Annotated in this window: 24 protein-coding genes; 13 read left to right on the top strand and 11 right to left on the bottom strand. The window is 65.0% G+C overall.

What is annotated here, in order from left to right:
* Nucleotides 1-10 precede the first annotated feature (10 nt).
* From DEJ32_RS14780 to DEJ32_RS14770, 3 genes are all read right to left on the bottom strand, one after another.
* A complete protein-coding gene (locus DEJ32_RS14780; RefSeq protein WP_110901830.1) occupies nt 11-388 on the bottom strand; it encodes an ASCH domain protein in 378 nt (125 codons plus the stop codon).
* 631 nt (nt 389-1,019) lie between these two features.
* Nucleotides 1,020-1,211 carry a hypothetical protein gene (locus DEJ32_RS16425; protein ID WP_220033040.1) on the bottom strand — a complete coding sequence of 64 codons (192 nt, stop codon included), beginning with the start codon at nt 1,209-1,211 and terminating at the stop codon, nt 1,020-1,022.
* A gap of 228 nt (nt 1,212-1,439) precedes the next feature.
* Nucleotides 1,440-2,459: a YhcG family protein gene (locus tag DEJ32_RS14770; protein WP_181420703.1), complete on the bottom strand. Its 1,020-nt coding sequence runs from the start codon at nt 2,457-2,459 to the stop codon at nt 1,440-1,442.
* 109 nt (nt 2,460-2,568) lie between these two features.
* Here DEJ32_RS14770 and DEJ32_RS14765 point away from each other — a divergent pair, with 109 nt between their 5' ends.
* Nucleotides 2,569-2,913 (top strand): Lsr2 family protein, encoded by a 345-nt coding sequence (locus DEJ32_RS14765; RefSeq protein WP_110901828.1) that lies wholly within the window; start codon nt 2,569-2,571, stop codon nt 2,911-2,913.
* Between the two features lie 122 nt (nt 2,914-3,035).
* Here DEJ32_RS14765 and DEJ32_RS16565 read toward each other — a convergent pair whose 3' ends face one another.
* The 4 genes from DEJ32_RS16565 to DEJ32_RS14745 form a co-directional block, all read right to left on the bottom strand.
* Nucleotides 3,036-3,620: a hypothetical protein gene (locus tag DEJ32_RS16565; protein WP_258369088.1), complete on the bottom strand. Its 585-nt coding sequence runs from the start codon at nt 3,618-3,620 to the stop codon at nt 3,036-3,038.
* The gene (locus tag DEJ32_RS14755; protein ID WP_110901827.1) at nt 3,617-3,931 is read right to left on the bottom strand and encodes a PadR family transcriptional regulator; all 315 of its coding nucleotides are present in this window, start codon (nt 3,929-3,931) and stop codon (nt 3,617-3,619) included. Before DEJ32_RS14755 ends, DEJ32_RS16565 begins: the two co-directional genes overlap by 4 nt.
* 271 nt (nt 3,932-4,202) lie before the next feature.
* Nucleotides 4,203-4,763 carry a hypothetical protein gene (locus DEJ32_RS14750; protein WP_110901826.1) on the bottom strand — a complete coding sequence of 187 codons (561 nt, stop codon included), beginning with the start codon at nt 4,761-4,763 and terminating at the stop codon, nt 4,203-4,205.
* Nucleotides 4,764-4,785: 22 nt separating this feature from the next.
* Nucleotides 4,786-5,313: a hypothetical protein gene (locus DEJ32_RS14745; RefSeq protein ID WP_146234179.1), complete on the bottom strand. Its 528-nt coding sequence runs from the start codon at nt 5,311-5,313 to the stop codon at nt 4,786-4,788.
* A gap of 861 nt (nt 5,314-6,174) precedes the next feature.
* Here DEJ32_RS14745 and DEJ32_RS14740 point away from each other — a divergent pair.
* Both DEJ32_RS14740 and DEJ32_RS14735 read left to right on the top strand, forming a co-directional pair.
* Nucleotides 6,175-6,939 (top strand): helix-turn-helix transcriptional regulator, encoded by a 765-nt coding sequence (locus tag DEJ32_RS14740; RefSeq protein ID WP_181420702.1) that lies wholly within the window; start codon nt 6,175-6,177, stop codon nt 6,937-6,939.
* Nucleotides 6,940-7,035: 96 nt separating this feature from the next.
* Nucleotides 7,036-7,284: a hypothetical protein gene (locus DEJ32_RS14735; protein WP_110901823.1), complete on the top strand. Its 249-nt coding sequence runs from the start codon at nt 7,036-7,038 to the stop codon at nt 7,282-7,284.
* A 387-nt stretch (nt 7,285-7,671) separates the two neighbouring features.
* On the opposite strand, the gene DEJ32_RS14730 is transcribed toward DEJ32_RS14735, so the two are convergent.
* Both DEJ32_RS14730 and DEJ32_RS14725 read right to left on the bottom strand, forming a co-directional pair.
* Nucleotides 7,672-8,445, bottom strand: coding sequence for a hypothetical protein (locus tag DEJ32_RS14730; RefSeq protein WP_110901822.1), 774 nt, complete (start codon nt 8,443-8,445; stop codon nt 7,672-7,674).
* Nucleotides 8,446-8,576: 131 nt separating this feature from the next.
* Nucleotides 8,577-9,575: a hypothetical protein gene (locus tag DEJ32_RS14725; protein WP_110901821.1), complete on the bottom strand. Its 999-nt coding sequence runs from the start codon at nt 9,573-9,575 to the stop codon at nt 8,577-8,579.
* Nucleotides 9,576-10,034: 459 nt separating this feature from the next.
* Between DEJ32_RS14725 and DEJ32_RS14720 the strand changes: the two genes are divergently transcribed.
* On the top strand, nt 10,035-11,051 hold the full coding sequence (locus DEJ32_RS14720) for a hypothetical protein (RefSeq protein WP_110901820.1): 1,017 nt from the start codon (nt 10,035-10,037) through the stop codon (nt 11,049-11,051).
* Nucleotides 11,052-11,466: 415 nt separating this feature from the next.
* On the opposite strand, the gene DEJ32_RS14715 is transcribed toward DEJ32_RS14720, so the two are convergent.
* Together DEJ32_RS14715 and DEJ32_RS14710 are read right to left on the bottom strand one after the other, a co-directional pair.
* A complete protein-coding gene (locus tag DEJ32_RS14715; RefSeq protein ID WP_110901819.1) occupies nt 11,467-11,976 on the bottom strand; it encodes a hypothetical protein in 510 nt (169 codons plus the stop codon).
* A 63-nt stretch (nt 11,977-12,039) separates the two neighbouring features.
* Nucleotides 12,040-12,300, bottom strand: coding sequence for a hypothetical protein (locus DEJ32_RS14710; RefSeq protein ID WP_110901818.1), 261 nt, complete (start codon nt 12,298-12,300; stop codon nt 12,040-12,042).
* A 530-nt stretch (nt 12,301-12,830) separates the two neighbouring features.
* Between DEJ32_RS14710 and DEJ32_RS14705 the strand changes: the two genes are divergently transcribed.
* The 9 genes from DEJ32_RS14705 to DEJ32_RS14665 all read left to right on the top strand — a co-directional run bounded on the left by DEJ32_RS14705 (nt 12,831) and on the right by DEJ32_RS14665 (nt 18,982).
* Nucleotides 12,831-13,418: a hypothetical protein gene (locus DEJ32_RS14705; protein WP_146234178.1), complete on the top strand. Its 588-nt coding sequence runs from the start codon at nt 12,831-12,833 to the stop codon at nt 13,416-13,418.
* Nucleotides 13,419-13,509: 91 nt separating this feature from the next.
* Nucleotides 13,510-13,725: a hypothetical protein gene (locus DEJ32_RS14700; RefSeq protein WP_146234177.1), complete on the top strand. Its 216-nt coding sequence runs from the start codon at nt 13,510-13,512 to the stop codon at nt 13,723-13,725.
* Entirely contained in the window at nt 13,691-14,731 is a 1,041-nt protein-coding gene (locus tag DEJ32_RS14695; RefSeq protein ID WP_110901815.1) for a hypothetical protein, read from the top strand. Before DEJ32_RS14700 ends, DEJ32_RS14695 begins: the two co-directional genes overlap by 35 nt.
* 13 nt (nt 14,732-14,744) lie before the next feature.
* On the top strand, nt 14,745-15,023 hold the full coding sequence (locus tag DEJ32_RS14690; RefSeq protein WP_110901814.1) for a hypothetical protein: 279 nt from the start codon (nt 14,745-14,747) through the stop codon (nt 15,021-15,023).
* A 93-nt stretch (nt 15,024-15,116) separates the two neighbouring features.
* Entirely contained in the window at nt 15,117-15,920 is an 804-nt protein-coding gene (locus tag DEJ32_RS14685) for an antitoxin VbhA family protein (RefSeq protein WP_146234175.1), read from the top strand.
* Complete coding sequence (locus DEJ32_RS14680; RefSeq protein WP_146234174.1) at nt 15,917-16,174, top strand: hypothetical protein; 258 nt, start codon at nt 15,917-15,919, stop codon at nt 16,172-16,174. Before DEJ32_RS14685 ends, DEJ32_RS14680 begins: the two co-directional genes overlap by 4 nt.
* 20 nt (nt 16,175-16,194) lie before the next feature.
* On the top strand, nt 16,195-17,202 hold the full coding sequence (locus DEJ32_RS14675; RefSeq protein ID WP_110901811.1) for a hypothetical protein: 1,008 nt from the start codon (nt 16,195-16,197) through the stop codon (nt 17,200-17,202).
* A gap of 158 nt (nt 17,203-17,360) precedes the next feature.
* Complete coding sequence (locus DEJ32_RS14670) at nt 17,361-18,518, top strand: hypothetical protein (protein ID WP_146234173.1); 1,158 nt, start codon at nt 17,361-17,363, stop codon at nt 18,516-18,518.
* On the top strand, nt 18,515-18,982 hold the full coding sequence (locus DEJ32_RS14665; RefSeq protein ID WP_146234172.1) for a hypothetical protein: 468 nt from the start codon (nt 18,515-18,517) through the stop codon (nt 18,980-18,982). Before DEJ32_RS14670 ends, DEJ32_RS14665 begins: the two co-directional genes overlap by 4 nt.
* The last annotated feature ends 109 nt before the right edge of the window (nt 18,983-19,091 follow it).

Here is a 19,091-nt window from a genome sequence, read left to right as displayed (position 1 = left end):
CAGAACGTCCTCAGCCAGCCATCGCAAGCTCGCGCGCGTCGGCGGGCAAGTACGCGAAGGACTGCGGCACCGCTAGTCGGGGCTCGAACGCAGCTAGTGCGAGTGGCGCATTGAAGCGCTCGGCAGCACCCACAACTATGGCGACCGCTGTTGGTGCGTCGCCGTAGTACGCGAAGAACGCCTCCTTCTCAATCACGCCGAGGTGGCCGAACTGCTCCCAGGTCCGTGCCGGGCTGTCGGTGACCATCTCGCTGACGGTGAACTGCCCGGTCACCCGGCTGCTTGGGGCGGTCGCGTAGATGAGGACAGTGCAGATGTCGTCGGCCAGGCGTCGCTTGCGGAACTCGACCTGCTTGCTTCCGTCGCACGGCGTAAAGCGTTCGATCACGTTGCTGCGCGTCCAATCAGAGCATCCCAATCATGCCGATCGGCGACACATGGGACGTCGCGCAGGCATCCTTCGGGATGCAGGTGTCAAACCTGATCACGTCTAGACCGGAGACCTTCGATAAGGCGGAGTTCATAGTGGGCCCAAACGCTGCACGCTCGGCGTAGCCGTGCACCCAGCCCGGGGCTTCTCACATCCGGGGCTGAGGCTAGTGCATGGGGTTGAGCGTCCTGAGCGCGAAGGAACCCGGCGAGGTCTGTGGGACGGATGGTCCTTGACCGACATCTTCCCCCATTCGGAGCAAGATGGCCTCGAGCCCCGAGTCGCTCTTGGGACTGCCGGGGTGGTCCACTAGCTGCCGCTAGTGCGCCACGAGCGGCTCCTATGTGCGAAGAGCATGGGGATTTCGTTCAGCGGAACCACCATTCGGGGTGAGTCGCCGCGGACCCGAATGACCTCGCGAGCGAGGTGGATGCGTGCCTGCCTGATTGAGCGTCTCGATGCTGCAGGCTTCCTGCAGAACCCACACGAGGACGGCGATAGCACCGAAGATGACCGCGCCGTCGATGGCGCCAATTACTGCGGCTTGCAACTCATCCGACATACGCTCAGCCCTAGGACGGAACGACGATCACCAGGATCGGCGGTGACGCTTCCGCCGTGGCATGACGATGCCAGCGAGGACAAGAAGGCCGAACGCGGTGCCGATGACGGGATGCTGGGTCCACAACTGCCCGATTGCTGCGATCAGATCGGCGAACGCGTGGATGAGTCCCTGCAGGAGGGCTGCGGGGAATTGAGCGAAAACGTCCGTGGGGTTCACACTGCCGAGGATAGAACGACCGTCCGACATGCAATGCTCGAGAGTCGCGTGCCTTAGCGTCATCTAGCCGGTCGAGGAGGACCGTGACGTGACCCCACGGCAGTTGTGCAACAGCCTGTTGCAGGAGTCGCCGGTCCGGCCATGCCGCCGCGAACGTACGCATGTGCGCAGGCTTCCGCGACGAAACCCTTCAGGTCCGGAAACTGCGGTCTCAACGAGGGGGTGGATTCAGTCCACCGGACGGTTGAGCGCTGACGCGAGATCGTCTTCTGAAGGCAGAGCCGCTTGGACAGCCGGTGGCAGCAGGTCGTAGCTCGCGACACCAACCGGCGCCTGCTGGCCGCCAAGTGAGTACCGGACGACGGCGTCGTTCTTGTCCGCGACGAGGAGCAACCCGACCGTGTCCGCGTGCTGCGAGCGGCGGAGCTTGTCATCGACGAGCGCGACGTAGAACCCAAGCTGCCCGAGGTACTCAGGCTTGAACTTCCCGGTCTTCAGCTCGATAACGACGTAGCGGAGCTGCTCGACGTGGAAGAAGAGCAGGTCAACGTAGAAGTCGTCCCCGTCGACGTCGAAGTGCACCTGCCGGCCCACGAACGCGAACCCCTCCCCGAGCTCGCGGAGGGTGTCGATGATCCGGTCTACGAGTGCCTGCTCGAGGTGGCGTTCCTTCGCGTCGCCGTCGAGGGCGAGGAAGTCCAAAACGTACGGGTCCTTTGTGATCTGCTGCGCCAGGTCCGAGTCCCCCGGCGGCAGGACCTCGGCGAAGTTCGTTGGCGCTGCCTGCAAGCGGGTGTGTGCGGCGGAACGGATCTGGTGCTCGAGCACGTTCCGGGACCAACCGTGGGCGGCTGCCTGGGCGGCGTACCAGTCACGGAGAGCGTGGTCGTCGAGTCGGTCGAGGAGGACGGTGATGTGACCCCAGGGCAGTTGTGCAACAGCTTGTTGCAGAATCTGGTCGTCAGCCCAGGCAGCGGCGAACGCCCGCATGTAGGCGAGGTTTCGCGGCGAGAATCCCCTCATCTTCGGGAACTCCGCGCGGAGATCGGTTGCGAGCCGGCCGATGACGTTGCTCCCCCACCCCTCGTCACCTTGGCGCTGCAGGATCGTCGCACCGATCCCCCAGTACAGGCGGATGAGTTCCGTGTTCACGCTGCGCTGGGCGGCGAAGCGGGCGGCGCGCACTTGCTGCTTCAGCTCCGCAAGAGCGGCGGCATACCCAAATACGGCCGGCGACGAATCAGACATCACCACTCAGTCTGCCCGACCCACCTACACGAGGAAGAACCAACAAAGCGTTCTCCGGGACCAGCTATGCCAGGGTGGAAGTGACCCCCGAGCGAAAGGCGACCTCACCATGGCGCAGAAAGTCACTACGCACCTCGTCGACGACCTCACCGGCGACACCATCGAAGACGGTAAGGGCCGCACCGTCACCTTCGGCTTTGACGGCAGCAACTACGAGATCGACCTGACCGACGACAACGCAGACGCGCTCCGTGAAGCGTTCTCCGACTACGTTGCCGCGGCCCGGAAGGTCAGCGGCCGTTCCGGCCGCAGCGGCGCCGGGAACGCGCCCAAGCGTGGCAACTCGGACGAGCTCGCGAAGATCCGCGAGTGGGCAAACGCAAACGGCCACGAAGTCTCGAGCCGCGGCCGCATCAGCCAGGCCGTCCGCGACGCATACGACGCCGCACACTGACACTCCCCCACATGGCAACGGCCGGCAACCCTTCGCGGGATGCCGGCCGTTGTTCGAGCTGATAGCGGCCTCTTATGTCAGCTCGGTCGGCAGCGCAGCGCCACTTCCTCGAATCACGAGGGTCACGCTGAAGATTTGGCATCCTGGAGGTCGGTGTCAGCTTCTGCAAATTCGTAATCGATGATGTCGTCAATGTCGAAGTCCACCCGCTCTACGGGATTCATGTAAACGCATACGGGCCAGTTGGAGAGCTTGCCAACAAGGCGGCTACCATGCCGCTCGGTCACTTCGACCCACATTCTCTCGCCGGGAGACCGAGAAACTGACCACATGAGCTTCACCTCGTCACCAGGCCCGATGAGCGCTTTCACCTCAGCATCCGGGACCCAAAACGTCTCCGGAAACTCGCGATGCTGGTCCAAACCCGACATCAACTTGGACCGATGCCACACGTGCCGCCCCCAGATCCACTCGATACGCGGCGATAGCCCTACTCTCAACGCAACCTCAAACTGCTCCGCGACCCAGAACGGTCGCTTCCAGTAAGGCACGGCATAGAGCTCAGCTTGCAACTCATGGCGTCGCTCGAGATCCGGGATCAGGCGCACGATGAGCGCGAGCACCAGGCCAGGCGCAAATCCGAACACGATCACCGCGACCCCAAGTCCAGCCAGCGCCGCCGGAGCACTCATGAGCTGCTGCATCATGCGAACACCCCCCGAAGCCCCTTGAACTGCCGCTCTGTCTTTACCCTGCTAGCGATAGCCCCTAGTTCTCTGCGCCCCTCATCGGTGAGCGTGTAATACCGGCGGGCCGGTCGCTTTTGCCCTTCAGTCCGCTCCTCCCAGTGATCCGCGAGCCATCCTTCACCAAGCATGCGGTCTAGCTGCGGGTACAACACTCCCGATCGGACGCCTGACCTTTTCGAGATCGCGTAACCCCAGAGACGCCCGTCGTCCTCACGATCCATCTCGAGGACCGTCATGGCGACCAACGCCAGCGAATAGGTGACCTTCATAGGTCTAACTCTACATAGGTATGCGATCAGGTGCTAGATCATTGCCCGACGCAGCACCTCCTCTACGACGCAGACCGTACGGAAGGCTTGCCGCTGCCACGCGGTTACCACGCGACGGCGCAAACGGACGACCATCCCGGCCACCGCAACGCCCACAGCACAATGCCTCGCCACCCGGTAGCCGCACGCGACGGCTACTTTGTCGTCACCCGCCAGAGGTGTGGAAGAAGCGCGCCGCCTGAGCTCCATGAGCGCGTGCACCTGCGTGGGGTCAGGCTTCGGGGTCGCGCTCTTCGGCTGGCTGTGGAGGCTGCTTACGTCGCCTCCACAGCGGGGTGTCCCGTGGCTGCAGGAAGTCTTGGATCTCTTCGCGCCTGACGTCACCAGTCCGCTGCAACTCGATGATGCGACGGTTTCGGAGACCAACGCGGAAGAGAAGACAGAGCGAACCGGTCAGGACAAGCATCAGAGTGTCCAGCACTCCTTGCTCAAGGATCTGGGCAGGGTCGCCCACCCCCCGAGCGTCCGCCGCAGACGCGTCGATGAAGGACACCACCAGCCATGCGACTCCTCCGACGATCCCCATCACTCCGAGCACCAGGAACTCGAGTCGGCGGGGAACGAGCGTCGCGACCGCAAGTTTCTCTACAAGGCGCTTCCGCACGCTTTCGAGCATGCGCGATTCGAGCTCGCCAAGTGGGATCCCCGACTGTTGGAGTTTCACCACGCGGTCCAGGTGGGCCGACCACGTGCGCTCGAGCGCCCAAGGCGTGACCGCAGCGAGGAGCCCTGCCGGCAGGGCGAGCAGCGCCGCGACTCCCTCTAGGTTCATAGCCGCAGCCCGCAGGGTTCTGTCAGCGGGAGAACGACGCTGCGAGCTCCGCGATCGCGTGTTCGCGTCCGGGGCGGGCGGGAAGGGTCAGGTTGAAGTCGTCGCCCTTGAGGGTGAGGGTCCCGCTCGCGTCCCAGGGTTCGTCCTCGTCATCGAGGTCCGGGACCTCAAGTTCGTCGAGTCGTATGGTGCGGACAGCGCTGCGCGGCCAGGACTTCGCTGTCGCGGTCGGCAGGCTGTTGATGTTGTCGAATGTCTGGAACTGCCCGTGGACAATCCGGGTGTCGGTGATCACGACAATCTCACCAGAAAGGGTCGATCGGTTGTTCGCCAACTTTACGTCGATGTCCAGGTACTCGATCGACTCAGCGAGCCCCGGAATTAGCGGAAGCATCGGAAGGACGACCTGCTGCCGCCAGATGTCGAGCGTCGGCTCGTTCACGAGACGGTGTGCGTCCTTGAGCGCCACCGCGATGCTGCGCCCGCGGCCTTCCTGGGTGGGCTGCTTGACCAGCCACGCTGCTAGCGAATTCGCCTCACGATTGTTCATGCCAAGAAGTTACTGCACGCGACCGACATCAACGGGCTCTGCCGAAGCGTTCGTTCACGCGGGCGAGGGCGGACACGAGAGGACCGGGCCGGACCTTGCGGCACTGCCATCTGCAACACGAACAGAGCGTCCTCCCCCATCACGCGAACACCCAACGAGAGACGTCCCAGAAACGTTCCAGAAGTCTAGCTGGCTCTGCCGCATTGGGGTATACCCCAGCACCACAGTCGCGGCTGGCTGTGCGCCTGTCGTTCTAGGGTTCCCCTCGGGCCTCTGCCACACATCTGCGCGCTGATCTAGAGCTTCAGCGGCGCAACGCGGTGGCGAGGCCCAGTGGAGACCGACGTGAAGGCTTGCTTCGCTGCGCACACTCGAGGAACAGGCGAAGGGGCCTGGCACACCGGGTCCGACGCGCCGTCACTCACCGCGCTGCCAAGGAGGAGGCAGCCACGGCGCGGAGTCGTGCACTCAGGAGAGTGCACCAGAGATGCACCGAGGACGCTCTTCAAAAGAAGAAAACCCCCGCGTGAACGGGGGTTTTCTATGGCGGGTCATTTGCAGGTCTTACGGACCCGCGCGGTGGTGCGGATCGAGCGGTCCTCCGTGAAAGCCTCAACCTGGGTTTCCCCTGGGGCCGCCCTCATTTTCCCCCCTTTGCCGAAAGCCCAGGTCAGGGGCCGTTTGTTCGATGAGGACCGACTTGCTCGCAATGGGCCCACAAACCCGAGCCACCCCTTCGGTGAGTGCTTGCGGCTCACGGCCGTGGCCGCCCTCCAGGACCCCTCCGACCGCACCCTTGCGTCGCTGATGCAGCCCTTGATACTGTCTAGTCACTTACCAGTCAGTACCGAAGGATGTCGGATGCCCCCTCGAGTCAAGTCCAGCGACACCATCATCGGCGAGGCGATCCGCGCCCGTCGCATCAGCCTCGGGCACACGGTCGAGGTCGCCGCTACCCGGGCCGGAGTCGGAGCCAAGAGCTGGGCGCGGTACGAAAGCGGAGCGTCGATTCGCGCGGATAAGGTACGAGGCGTCTGCCGCGCGCTTGGGTGGGCAAGTCTGGAAGCCGCAGGCGCCCCAGTGGACGATGACGACATGCTCGACGTTGATGACTCGCACAAGGCTTGGTCGCCTCCGCTCGCCGAAAGGCTCGGCGATTCGGCCGCCGCCGTATTCGCAGTCGGCAGCGACCTCGTCTACGACACCGCGACTGACGAGCTTCGCGAACTCGCCCGACTCCCCCGCGGCTCCCACCTCGGACAGTTGGACGTGTCGTGGTTCGTCGACGAACTTCCGGCCCAGTTCCTCACCCGATACGACTACGAGTTCATGTTCGCGCTTCGAGGAGCGGTTCGGCTCCTCCGCGAGCGCGCTGCGGTGTCATTGCCGACGGCGACGAGCGTGCTGCAGGAGCTGGCCCTGGCGATGATCCTCGGTCAGGCGGAAGTATTTGCCGACACCTACCCGGCGTCGTTCCCGGACGATGAGGACTCGGACTGGAAGGAATGGTTCGCTGAGCTACAGGAGGACACTGACGCGCTGGCGGCAGCAACGTCGGAGCGTCCCGTAAGCGAGCAGTCGGTGTACCACTTTGACCACTGGAACGAGGACCAGTTCAACGTGTGAGCCACATGCGCCACCCGGGCCGTCAGTAGCGACGATCGGTGCCGATAGTAGGGGTTACAGCACCGAAGCTGGAGCCGTAACACTAGGAGCTACACCATGACTGTCCGTATTGCCCACATCTCGTACGAGCCGCACCATCGCGTTTGGCGCCTGCGCCTCGACCCCGACGCGACCGGCACCGGAGACAAAGCTGGTGACCTCATCGGGTTCAGCGGGAACATCCACGAGCCAGAGGACGAGCTCAAGGTGACGATGCTGCTGTCTGCATGGCGTGTCCGTCCTGAACTCGGCGGCTGGCAGGACGCCGACGGGACGTGGGTCGTACCGGTGGTGCGGCTCGAGTAGGGCGCCGATCGCAAATGAGCACATTGGTAGAGCAGGTCGCGAGGACTGCCTTTCATCCGCCGCCGTTCCCGTACTGCAAGCAGACGTCGCCTCGCGCATGTCGTGGGCGAGGCGTAGGACAAAGAGAAGTGCCCCGGACGATAAGCCGGGGCACTAGAAGATAGGTCGAGCCTATTCTGGACAACCAACAGAGGCGCGTTGGCGCTTACGTGAGGTCCCCACGACCTTGGATGAATCGCATTCACGGCTCGAGACGACCGTGGCTTGCTCACGTTCACTGCTTCTTGGTGTCTTCAGGCGCGAGAAGCAACCCCGCACCGTCCTTCCAATCCGCTTCCGCGGACCGGATCACCAGCTACTCTATGCGCCGAGGCTGGGTGGATGCAACTAGCGGCGGCGTTGCGCCCGCTGCCGCTCACGGCGTGCGCGGTCCCGCTCGCGCTTGCTTGGCGTCGCCGGTTCTGGAGGAGCTGGTCTTGGCGCTTCGTCTTCTTTGGTTGCCGTTGCGCCCTTGCTCTGGCCTGCGCGGATGAAGCCGTCGGGGCTGATGTTGAGGTAGGCCTTCCCGTCGAACCGCCACGCTGATGTCAGCGACGACATCCTCGAAGTGTTGCGGGCGGACACCACATCCCAGTGGAAGCCGGTGGGCAGATCGAAACGCGCCACCTCGAGCGTGTCGTTGCCGTGCCAGGCGTTGGTCTGATTCCACGGGCGCGACTTTTCATCGTGAAGGTGCGTCGGCCCTCCGTGCGCGGCTTCGAAGGCCTGTCGTTGGTCTTCGGTCTCGAGCGCCTGCCAATCCGTGCTCGGCGAGAACATGTGGTGCGGTAGGACTCGGCAGTCGCGATGTGTGCCGCAGTCCACGGCCGCAGCCCAGGAGTCGAAGTCCTCGAAGCTGTCCGCGGGAGGAGTGAACCCGTCGAACTGGACGAAGAAGGCCTTGGGACGCACGAGACGACTGACCGGTATCAGGTGCGATGACTCGAGCGGCTTCGTCGGCTGCAGTGAGATACGGGCCTGACCCGCTTGGAATACGGCGTCGTAGCCGCGGTGAATATCGCGGTAGAACCTGTCGGCTTCCCACGGGTCCAACACGTGGAAGGACCGGCCCGAGTCGTTGCGTACAGCGGATCGGCGGAAGACCGTCCGGAAGATCTTCACCTCTTCTCCGCGAGCGACGGCGTGTGCGCGCACAGCGTCGACCCACGTCGCCTGTGCTGGCGTGATCCGATGGTTGGGGTCTCCGCCACGGGGCGGCGCGACGATGCAGATGCCGCGGACTCGGTCGCCGCTCACCCTTCGTCGGAGATCCGCACTCGGGCGATGACGCTCAGCTCGATGGATAGGCGGCCCAGCTCTTCCCCAGTCATCGCGTCGATGTACGCGTGCGCCCTTCGGCGGGCGTGTTCCACATCGGAGACTGGTGCGGTAGGAGGACTGGCATGCGCTATCAGGTCGGACGGGACGTCGAGGCCTGCTTGGACAAAGAAGGTGCGCAGGCGATCAGCGGCGTGGCTCTTCAGGTGAGCGTTCCAGAGCGGACGGTAGAACCGGGGTAGCGCCGCGGTCGCCCCCGCGCCGTCGACCCATTCCGCCAACCGTGCAGCGTCGTGCTCCGACACCGTCTCCTGAGTACGAACGAACTCTTGGCGCAACGTCCGCAGCTCTGCGGCTGTGATCGTGGGCACACGGATGCCGGCGCTATCAGGGTCCGCGTGATCGCTGGCCCGGCCCCGCGTTTCGTCCCAGGCGTACGTCTTACCGGACCGGTAGTCGAATACTGCGCGCCAGAGGTCGTCGCGGATGCGACCCTTCCCGACTGGGTCGAGCTCGGCGGATTCATCTCGGTCGTCCGTCTCGATCAGCTCGGGTTCACGCAGTCGCACGCGCTCGGATGGTCGGACCCCCTCGCAGGCCACCAGCCCGGGGAACAGCGTCACGAAGTGCCAGATGCTCGGCGCTCCGAAGTCCTTCTCGCGGAATGTGCCGTCGGTCAACTGCAGCAGTCGATTCTTGAGCACTGGGACGGCCATCGATGCCCAATCGGCTTTCGCGTTCTCTCGCGCCAGGCGGAAGGCGTTGCGTAGTAGCGCCTCTGCGTCCTGCAGTGGTCGAGCTGGTTCCGCCTCCGAGATGAGCGCGGTGACCGCTGACGCCGCGAGCATGCCACGCACGACGGCGCCGTCGCCTTCTAGGCGGACTGCGGCTTCCGCCACCTGCTCTTCACTACGACCCATCAACTCGGCGACCTGCGCGAGTGACGCCCTTCCGAAACGCGCGAGCTCTTCCATCGCCCTCACGTTACTGGACGATTTAGCGATGGCAGCCGGAGGCGATCATGACGACGGGTCTGCCCCGGGTTGGTCGACGTCTGAACTGTGAGGATCTGCTCCTCGCTTGTGAGGGCCGGCCGGTCGTGCTAACCGCTGGCCGCTTCAGCCTGCCCTCAGTGATGCCCGCAGAGCGCACATCGTGCTTCATCCCGTGTTCAAGCAGGTGTCGCCGGTCCGGGCCGAGTACGTCGACGGCTTGTTAGAGCGGCACCGAGCGTTTGAGCGCGCCGTCACTTAACGCCGCCACGGCCTCACGATGGCGAGCGGGTCCCTGAGCATCGCACCCGCCACTCGGCTTGTGTTCCGGCGGGGAGCAGTTCGCTGACCTCCGGCATCATGGTGGGTATGAGTGGGAGCGCTGCGAAGGCGAGGCGCCGAGCGGGTCAAGCGCCGACGCCAGAACAGGTTGACGTCGCGATGCTTGCGGACGACGTAAGCCTCGTCGTCTCCTTGGTGATGACGGAGGCCGCCTCGCCATGGTCAGAGACGGTCGGGCTTGCTGTCGCGCCGCAGGTCGCACGCATCCTTCATGAGGGTCTGGACCAGTTGCGTCGACGCCGACCGGACGCCGCGGCGGCGCTGTCGGTCGGGTGGGACGAGGAGATTGCGGTCGCGCGGCACACCGTCAAACTGCTCGATGACAACAAGAAGACGGTTGACTCGGTTGTCGAGGAGTTCAACCGCATCGGGCGAGACCAGAGCGCCACTTTCGGGGCCAACAACGACTTCGCGTTCCTGGAAAGCGACGGTCGCGCGTTCGCCTCGGCTCGACTGACCAGCTACCAGGCGCTTGCTTCCCTCGATCAGGCTTCCGGAAGTCGAACCCACGATCTCGGCGAGAGCATGGGATCTCGAGTCATCCAGTTGCAACGGTCGTTCGGACGCCCGAACACGGCAATCCATGGTCTTCCGCATGTGCAAGCGTCACGGCCGGAGCTCGTGCAGCTCTCCGCGGCAGCGTTTGCTGATGAGTCATACGAGCCAGCACTGCCGGCCGGTGCGCGAGACGTCGCGATGTTCGCGGAATGTTCCGTCAATGCGGCGTTGCACGTCTTCGCGCCCGCTGAACGGGGTCTCGGCGGGAGTGTGTTCCGTCTGCGGTTCGTGGCAGCGACGCACGCGCTGAGCGCCGTGCGGCAGCTGCTCGGTCGTTTCCCGAACTCGGATGCGCCAGGTTTGCGTGCCGGGCTCGAAGCGGTGCTGAACTCCTCGGAGGCGCAGCTTCTCGCTAGTCTTCGGCAGCTTCGCAATCGGTCGATGCACTATGGCATCCCCCCAAAGCTCAGCGGTATGCGCCTTGATCGGCCAGGATACGGCTTGGTTGAAGCGACAACCGATGACGCCTATTCGTATCGCGAGGTCGACGCGGCAACGACTTTGGTGCTCGCCAACTTGTCGAACGAGTTAGCCAGCTGGCGGACCCGGCGACGCTAGGCGCAACGCTCCGCAATCAGGTGTCTGGCGGGACGAGGACGGGACGCGAGTCGTACCGGTGGTTCGGGTTGAGTAGGGGCGACGCCTTCGTTAGCGCGCGGAGAGCAGCCCGGTCAGTCGGTTTGAACCCGGTTAGTCCGTTCGAACCCGGTTAGTCCGTTCGAACCAGGCGGCTGCACGGGTGGGATTCTCCCGCCCCGCGTCAAAGGGTCCCAGCACTCCTGACGAGCTGACGAAGATCCGCGAGTTGGCGTCGGCGAACGGTCAAAAGGTCGCCGCGCGTGGTCGGATCAGCTAGCACGTTCGCGACACGTACGTCGCGGCGAACTGACCGTCGCTGGGCTGAAATGCGGCTCGTCACACACGAGCCCCACGACCGGGTCACCGTTCCCCACGGCGGCCCGGTCGTTCCTGTTCATGCTGCGAGGTACTCGCCGGTGTCTGCGTCGCGGCGCTGCGAACGGTCGCGCTTTGTCCACGCGTCCTTCAGCGCGGCCGGCCGGCGCTCTTCTGCGCAGCGGTGGCACCCGCTCGGCCCGCCGTGGTCGAGGTGGTTCGTCGGTCGCTGCAGAAATGGGCCGTGCCGTCGGCAGATGATGGTGACCTCGGTGTGCTGGTCGACGAACGCGACGGCGGAGTAGTCGTACCGGTTCCCGTGTATACCAGCGGCTCGTGTGACGAAGCGGGCGCCGCGGACTGACGCACGCGAGTTCCGACGGCCGGAGCAGTCCGGGCAGCGTTGTCCGCGCTTGTGCTCGTTTGGTTCCTGGTCGAAGTCCCCGTGGTCCGGGCAGCCGATGGTCACCTTCGTATGTGCGTTGACGAAGGTCTCGGGGACCCTTGAGTAGTCGTACTTCCCGTCGTGCTTGGCGGTGGCGGCGGCGATGAAGGCGTCGAGTCGGTCTGCGCGGGATGCTGTCGGCATGGGGTGCCCCTTTCGGTTGCACCCTCTATGCGCGGACGACCCGGCGTGACGTGGACGGGCGTGTCAGCGGGCCCCGTGGTCTCTCAGCCAAGTGAGGACGGCATCCCGCTCGACGCAGCCCTTCTCGCGGAGGATGCGGACTCCTTCGATGAGGACGGCGCTGAGAACGACGGCGTCGTCGAAGTCGAGGGTCGTGGACCCTCCAGCGGGCCCGTCGATCGTGACAAGTCCGGAAGGGTCAACGACGACGGAGATGTCATCCATGACCGTCGCGATGCTGACCCCGTCCGGTAGGTCGTCGGTGAACCAGGTTCGTTCCTGCATGTGCTGCTCCTTCTCACACCACGGGGTGCGGCGTCGAAGCGGCTATGCGCGGAACGGCGGTTGATCTCGTCGACTGGCCGCATCCTGCAGGCCGAGCGTCCTCGATCACGGCGTCTTGCGATCTCGACGCATTCCGCGGGAGGTACGGCTACTGGGATAGGGACGTATGTGTACCGAACCCAGCTATATACCTACTACCAACATATAAGAGAGAGGTAGAGGTAAGTAAGTAAGGAAGCCCCCGTCGGCCGCCCTGCTCCCCCGGATTGACGCGGATCCTGGTGACTCACCCCTGCGCTCACAGCGGGAAGCAGAAACCAGCTGACAGCCTGTTATCGCGTGCTCAGCCGCATCGAGAGCGTCGATTCTCGATCACGCCGTCTTCTGCGAGGCCATCCGGCGCACCTGCCTGATGGCGCCGGCATAGGTCCCGAGGCAGAGGGCGTGGTCGATCAGATGTAGACGGACCGGGCATCGTTCCTTACTATGAACACGAGCGGCGAGACCTCGTGACCACGAAGGGATGCAGGGTGAGAGCCAGTACTGACGATGATGATGAAAACCGCAGGCGACAGCTGGACCCAATGCGCGGATTCACTCGGATCCCGCTCGCGTCGCTTCGCAATCACCGGGCCGCTGACCTCCGCGAGCTCTACGCCGACGTGCAGGACGGCCAGGCACTCATCCCGGGCCTGAAGATGGGTGTCGGTGCCCTCATCGTGCAGCGTTGGGAGCCGTCGTACGCCGCGACAGGGTGGACGCTCTACGGCGCCGACCTCGCCCTCAATCAGGGTCACCCGTTCGGTGCGATGTTCTACCGCAACGACGCCGACGGCCGTATCCTGCGCATCGGTGTGAAGTGGCATCCGCCGGTGCAGCAGCTGGAGTTCCCTGCCCTGCATCCCTCGAAGCCGGAACTCACCTCCGACTGCGCCGACGACGAGGTCGCCGCGGTCGTTCTCGATGCGCGGAGTCGGATCGGGACGCTTGTCGCGGTCAACGCGCAGATCGGTTCGTTCGTCGCCACGGAAAAGTCCGAGAACGCGATCCTCGAGGCGTCCGGTCTCGGGTTGGAGCGCCTGTCAGAGGATGACCCGAGGTTGGCTGGCGATGCCTGACCGTCGGCCGCCGAGGTTCGAGCCGGTCCCGTTGCGGCTGCTGTCGTTGACTGCTCAGTTCGACGCCGTCATCTGGCCGACGCTGGTCGGGATGACGTTCACGAACTCCACCGGTTCGGCGATCCTGCAACGGCACGTCACCGTCCGAGCCTCCGACGACACGTGGACGTTCAATCTCCTCAACGGGGCACCCTTGACCAATCCAGCGGACCCCCTGGTCGAAGCGGCAACCCAGGTGACGAACGTGTTACTGGAACTCCGGTCGCTGGGTCGTGGCGTGGAAGCGGCCGGCCCTGCTGATGTCTGACCGGAAGTGGGTGCAGGACATCCGGCAGCAGCAGACGATCCTGTCGCTACCGTTCGGGCTCGGTTGGACCATCGACATCACCCAGACGCTGACCGCCCTCGCCGCCGCCGGTATGCCCGCTCGCGTGGAGTCGTTCGACCGGCTCCGGTTCGAGGACGGCCGGACTGCGTTCCTCGCCACTCCGGACCCCACCACCACCGCTCATGACGTAACTGGGGACGGCCACCACGACGACCTGGTCCTCCTGCCAGGTGGATCGGAGGGCGGCGTCCTGTCGCTTGTGCGCCGGTATCCAGACTTGGTGGTCGTGAACGGGAAACGGCAACGCGTCTGGGCGAACGGCCGGCAAGTGCACGGAACGTCAATGCAACGAGACGCGACACCGGGCTGGCGTCACGTGTTCGCCATCGCCCGGACCATCGCCCTGCACGGCGGCGGCACCCATGCGGTCGCGGAACACATCGGCATCCCGGCGGACGACGTCCGTGCAGTCATGCCGACGCTTGGCGTTCATGCGTTTCACACGCCGTTGGGGTGGGAAGCGACGGACCGGCCCTCCCTCATCGACTGGGCTCTCGCCGCCTACCCGGGTCCCGGCGGAGTGCGTATCTGCTGGAAACGCGACGACAGCATCGACGCGCAAGCAGATGAACTCATCGGGCTTGGTGGGGTGATGTCGGACCGGTGGGCGGCGCAGCAGGCCGGCGTCCTGGTCCCGCCGAACCGGCTGACCGCGTTCTTCGCGAAACATCCCGACATGCAGGCGCTCGGCTACGAGCCGGCATCAGCGGATGACGCCACCGTGGCGGTCGTCATCCCGCAGGACACCACCATCCTGACCGCGACCGATCAGGGGTGCTGCACGGATGAGTTCATCACCGCGCATGTCATCCACGAAGACAGCTGGGTGGACGTGAACACCGACGCGGTGAACGGGCTGCGGCAGCTGCTGCACTTCCAAGCCGACCTTGCACATGACCTCCGCTGGCACCCCAGTGGAAGTTGACGAGGGGACGCCGATGATGTTGCAGCTGCTGTCCATGACGTTGGCGTTCGATGACACCCGCTTCTTCGGCTCCGTCATGTTCACCAACCCCACCCGCCCCAACGACAAGCCCTCAGTCGTCCTCATCGACCACGCCGACCAGGCGCCGTGGTTCCGGCTCAGCAACGTCGACCCCGACGCCGAGGACCCGTCGGATCCGGCGATGGCGGAAGCGGACCGCATCATGCGGTTCATCCTCACCTGGGCACCAGAACGTCTCGGCCGCACCCACTCCGAACCCGAACAGTCCTGACCCACCCCCGCACCACTTCCAACTTGGAGGTACTCACTGATGATGCGTCTGGTGTCCATGCACCTCTCGAACGACCGGATCCTCTGGGGACATGTGCTCCTCGAGGACACCGACAACCCGAACGCGCACCTGACGCAAATCCTCGTCCGCCCCATCGATGCCGAGCCCGGGTACGAGCTCTACGACAAGCACAACACGGTCCTGTCAGACCTGACCGTGCCGGCGGTACGGGAAGCGAACCGCATCGTGCAGACCCTCCTCATCCCAGCCTCCGAAGTCGCCAGGCGCGAGCAAGCTGTCCGGGCGGTGATCCACTCCGGGTACCTCGAAGGGTTCCCCGACGACATGCCCTGGCAGTCACAGCTGTGGATGTACGCCCGCGGGGAGGTCACCCCGGAGCAACTCAGCGCCTACGCCGACAACGGCCGGCAAATCCCACGCGACCCCGAACACAGCGCCGTCAACGCAGCCGACGTACCCGAGGACTGGTGGCGAACCACGCAGGCCCGGATCCGCCGGCACCTCCTCGACTCGACCCTCACCGAAGCAGAAGCCGCAGCAGCCCTGCAAATCAGCATCGACGACGTCGGCGAGCTGTTCGGGTCGAACCGCCTACTGAGCTTCGACCTCGAGGGCGAAGAACGCATCCCCGACTGGCAGATCCTCGCCCCGGCCCTGCCTGAGTTCGGTGACCGCTCCGTCCTGCTCCCAGGCTTGGAAGTGCTCTACGCGGCGGCACCGCAGCCGCTCCTGGATGCGGCGGCGGTGACCGAGTTCATGACCATACCCTGCACCCACCTCACCGTCGAGAACCGCGCCCTGACGCCGCTGCAGTGGATCCGGGAAGGGCGCCCGCTCGAGACAGTCATCGCCCTGTTCCGGGGACGTGAATGGTGAGCGCCACCAGCCGCCCGGACCTGTTCCTACTCAGCGTCGCCTTCGACCTCGCCGGCACCCACGGACACATGTACTTCCGCGACCCGACCGGCTCCGAACTCCGGCAGGTCATCGTCCATAGCGCCGACGGAGGTTCTGGCTACCGGTGCGAACCAGCACCCGGTGACCCCCGTGACGGGTGGGAGCCGTTCCTGACCGAAGCGGGCTGGCTCATGGCCCTCATCAGACCAGACACCCCGGAGGAACGCAGCTGATGGGCCCAGGACTCGAATGGGTGGCCGCTGCGTACGCCGGTCGACCGCAGATCACGATGCCATACGGGCTCGGCGACACCACCGATCTCACTGACGCCCTCGCCGTCCTGAAACTCGCCGGTCTGGCCGCGGTCGTGGAGACGCACGACACGATCCGCCTCGCCGACGGCCGCCGCGCACGCTTCCCCACCCTCACCCAGAACCCTCGCAGCGAACCAGTCGCGGACGCGGACTTGCTGCTCCTGGCGCCGCGGACCGTGACAGTCACGCAGATTGCCCTCGCCGAACAGACCTCGACCGTTCTACTCGTCGACATCGACCGGCGACGCGTATGGATCGACGGGAAGCAAGTCCTCGGAGTGCACGAGCGGTGGAAGGACGCCGCACCGATCTACATCACGTTCGCCGTCGCCCGGATGCTCGCTATCAACGGCTCCAACTTCGACAGGCTCGTGCGGGCAGGACTCACTGCGGGGCAGGTCGATGACGCGATCGCACGGCTCGGCAAACGTGTACACCGAACCGACATCGGATGGGAATCACGGCAAGTCGGCGGGCTCATCGACTTCGCCATCGCCTGCTACCCCGGCCCAGGCGGCGTCCGGACTCGGTGGACATCTGACCTGCCCTTGAAGGAGCAAGCCGAGCGTCTCATCAGCGCCGGCTGCCGGATCTCCGGCCGCGCCATTTCCGACCGCCCCGGCTACCCGAAGGCCAGCAAGCGAGCCATGCCGTACCGGCTCGTCGCGTACACCGAACACGAACTCGACATGGCCGATCTCGGGTTCGAGCCCGACCCGGTCGGCTACTCCGGCACCGAACTCATCCGCCCCGCCGACCCCACCATCTTCCTCACCGCAGCAGCCGCCGGCTACACAGACCAGACCGACGACATCATCACCGCGAACACGCTCCTCCGCGCCGACCTGCGCAACGCCGACGACGCGGCCTCACTGCAGGAGGTCCGCGACCGGCTCCAGTTCCTCGCCGACACAGGCTACGACCTCCGGTACGGACTGCCCGACTGACTAGGACCGGTCAATCAGGTCGACGTCCCTCTGACCTACCCTCGGTGCTTCACCGAGCTGCGCCATAAACACGGGGCGAGCTTTGTCTCGCCACGACTCGCTTCCACCCAGACGGCGTCCCGAGTCATGCAGGTCACGGGGCGGCTAGCATGAGCGGCGTGGGGGACAACAACGCTGCGGAGCTGCGACGAGTTCGCCTCCGTGGTGAGCGATTCACGGGGGGCCGGCTCCCGGTCGCGTCGCTCGTCGAGCTGCAGAAGTATCAGCGGATCGTCCAGATTGCAGCGGAGGCTGAGTGGCGCCGCCAGCACCCTGGAGACGACCTCCCAGCCGACTTCGCGGACAGCGTCGGGTTGACGATCGAGCGCATCGAGGACGGCAGCGCCGACGTCTACCTCGCGTTCGAGCAGCAGCAGGCTTATGTGCAGTACCAGGCCGACGCCCAGGACGCCGCCGACGCGTTCCTAGTTGCCGCCTACTCCGACGCTCCGCTGCCGGCACCGCCGACGCTCGATCCCGAAGCCGACCGCCAGTTCCGGGAAGCGCTATCGAGTCTTGGCGCGAGTCTCGAACCGAATCAAAGCATCGATTTCTATCCGGTGGCAGCGGATGCCGCCCCGATCACGATCTCCGTCGAGACCCGCGCTCCTGCGATCGAGAAGCTGTCCCGGATCGAAGACTTCCTGATCGCCGATGACGCGCCGACGTCGGAGCAGGGCTTGCAAACGGTTGAGGGCAGCGTGGTTGCTCACGTCACCGCCATCAACGCCGCCCGACGCGGCTTCGAAGTCACGCTCGCTGACGGTGCGGTTCTGCGTGGGTCCTATCAAGACCCAGACCTCCTCGAGGACCTTCGCGCGGTCGTGGACGACGCCGCGAACGGCCCGCTCACCCGCATCGTCGGTCACCTGCAATACCGCGACGGTGAGCTGTGGCGCTTCCGGCCCGCGACAGGGGTGGAGCGCATCCAGTTCGACGACACGGCATGGGGTCGCCGTCTCACACAATTCGCCTCCCTTCGACAGGGTTGGGACGATGGAGATGGGGCGCAGATTTCCGCGGTCGCCCTCGACGCGGCGCAGGCGTTGCTGCGCCGGATCGACGAAGCGCCCATCGAACGACCCGGCGTCTTCCCGACCGAGGAAGGTGGTGTGCTCGCGGAGTGGGGGTCAGCTGAGGCCGTCGCGAGCGTTGAGGTACTGCCCGACGGCACGTTCGAACTGTTCGCCGTGCAACGTGAGGACCGCGGTGGTGTGCATCGGTCGACGGTGAGCGTGGCGGAGGCGTTTCAGTTCGTGCAGGGGCTGCAGTCGTGATCGAAGTCGCAGTGGAGCTGCTCGACGGCGAACAGCTGATGAGTGACGAGGACGAGCTCGCCTACCGGCAGATCGCACCACACATGCTCGTCGACAACGGCCAGATCGCCACCATAGCGTTCGGTCCGAACTCGTCTGACAACAACATGCCGTCGTACTCGCGCTCGGCCATCGTGACCGCCCAGGAAGCCCGGGACTGGTTCAACCAGAACGCGAAGAGCGAGTCGCAGGGTGTCTGGGGCGTGACCGTTGGAGAGGTCATCGCAGCCAACCGCTACGTCATCGACGACTCAGCGTGCTCGCTTCCGGTCGGCCATGTACGGTCACCGGGGCATTGCTTCGTCGACTTCCGAGGTCTGACCAAGCAGCAGCGCAAGGAACTCCGAGCACAACTCTTCATGTGCGCGACCGAACGCGGTGAGATTCCGACGGAGCCCACACCGCAGGACGGCCAGCTCTTTTAACGCCTCGAGGGACCTCACCTTCGCCCGTTCCGAACCCCGGAGCTGATCCTGCGCCTGTCTCTTATACACATCTCCGAGCCCACGAGACATCTCAGGATCTCGTATGCCG

Origin of the sequence: Curtobacterium sp. MCPF17_046 (assembly GCF_003224295.1) — a bacterium.
Taxonomy (GTDB): domain Bacteria; phylum Actinomycetota; class Actinomycetes; order Actinomycetales; family Microbacteriaceae; genus Curtobacterium.
Note: the sequence above shows the minus strand (reverse complement) of the source record. Positions and strands in the feature narration are given on the sequence as shown.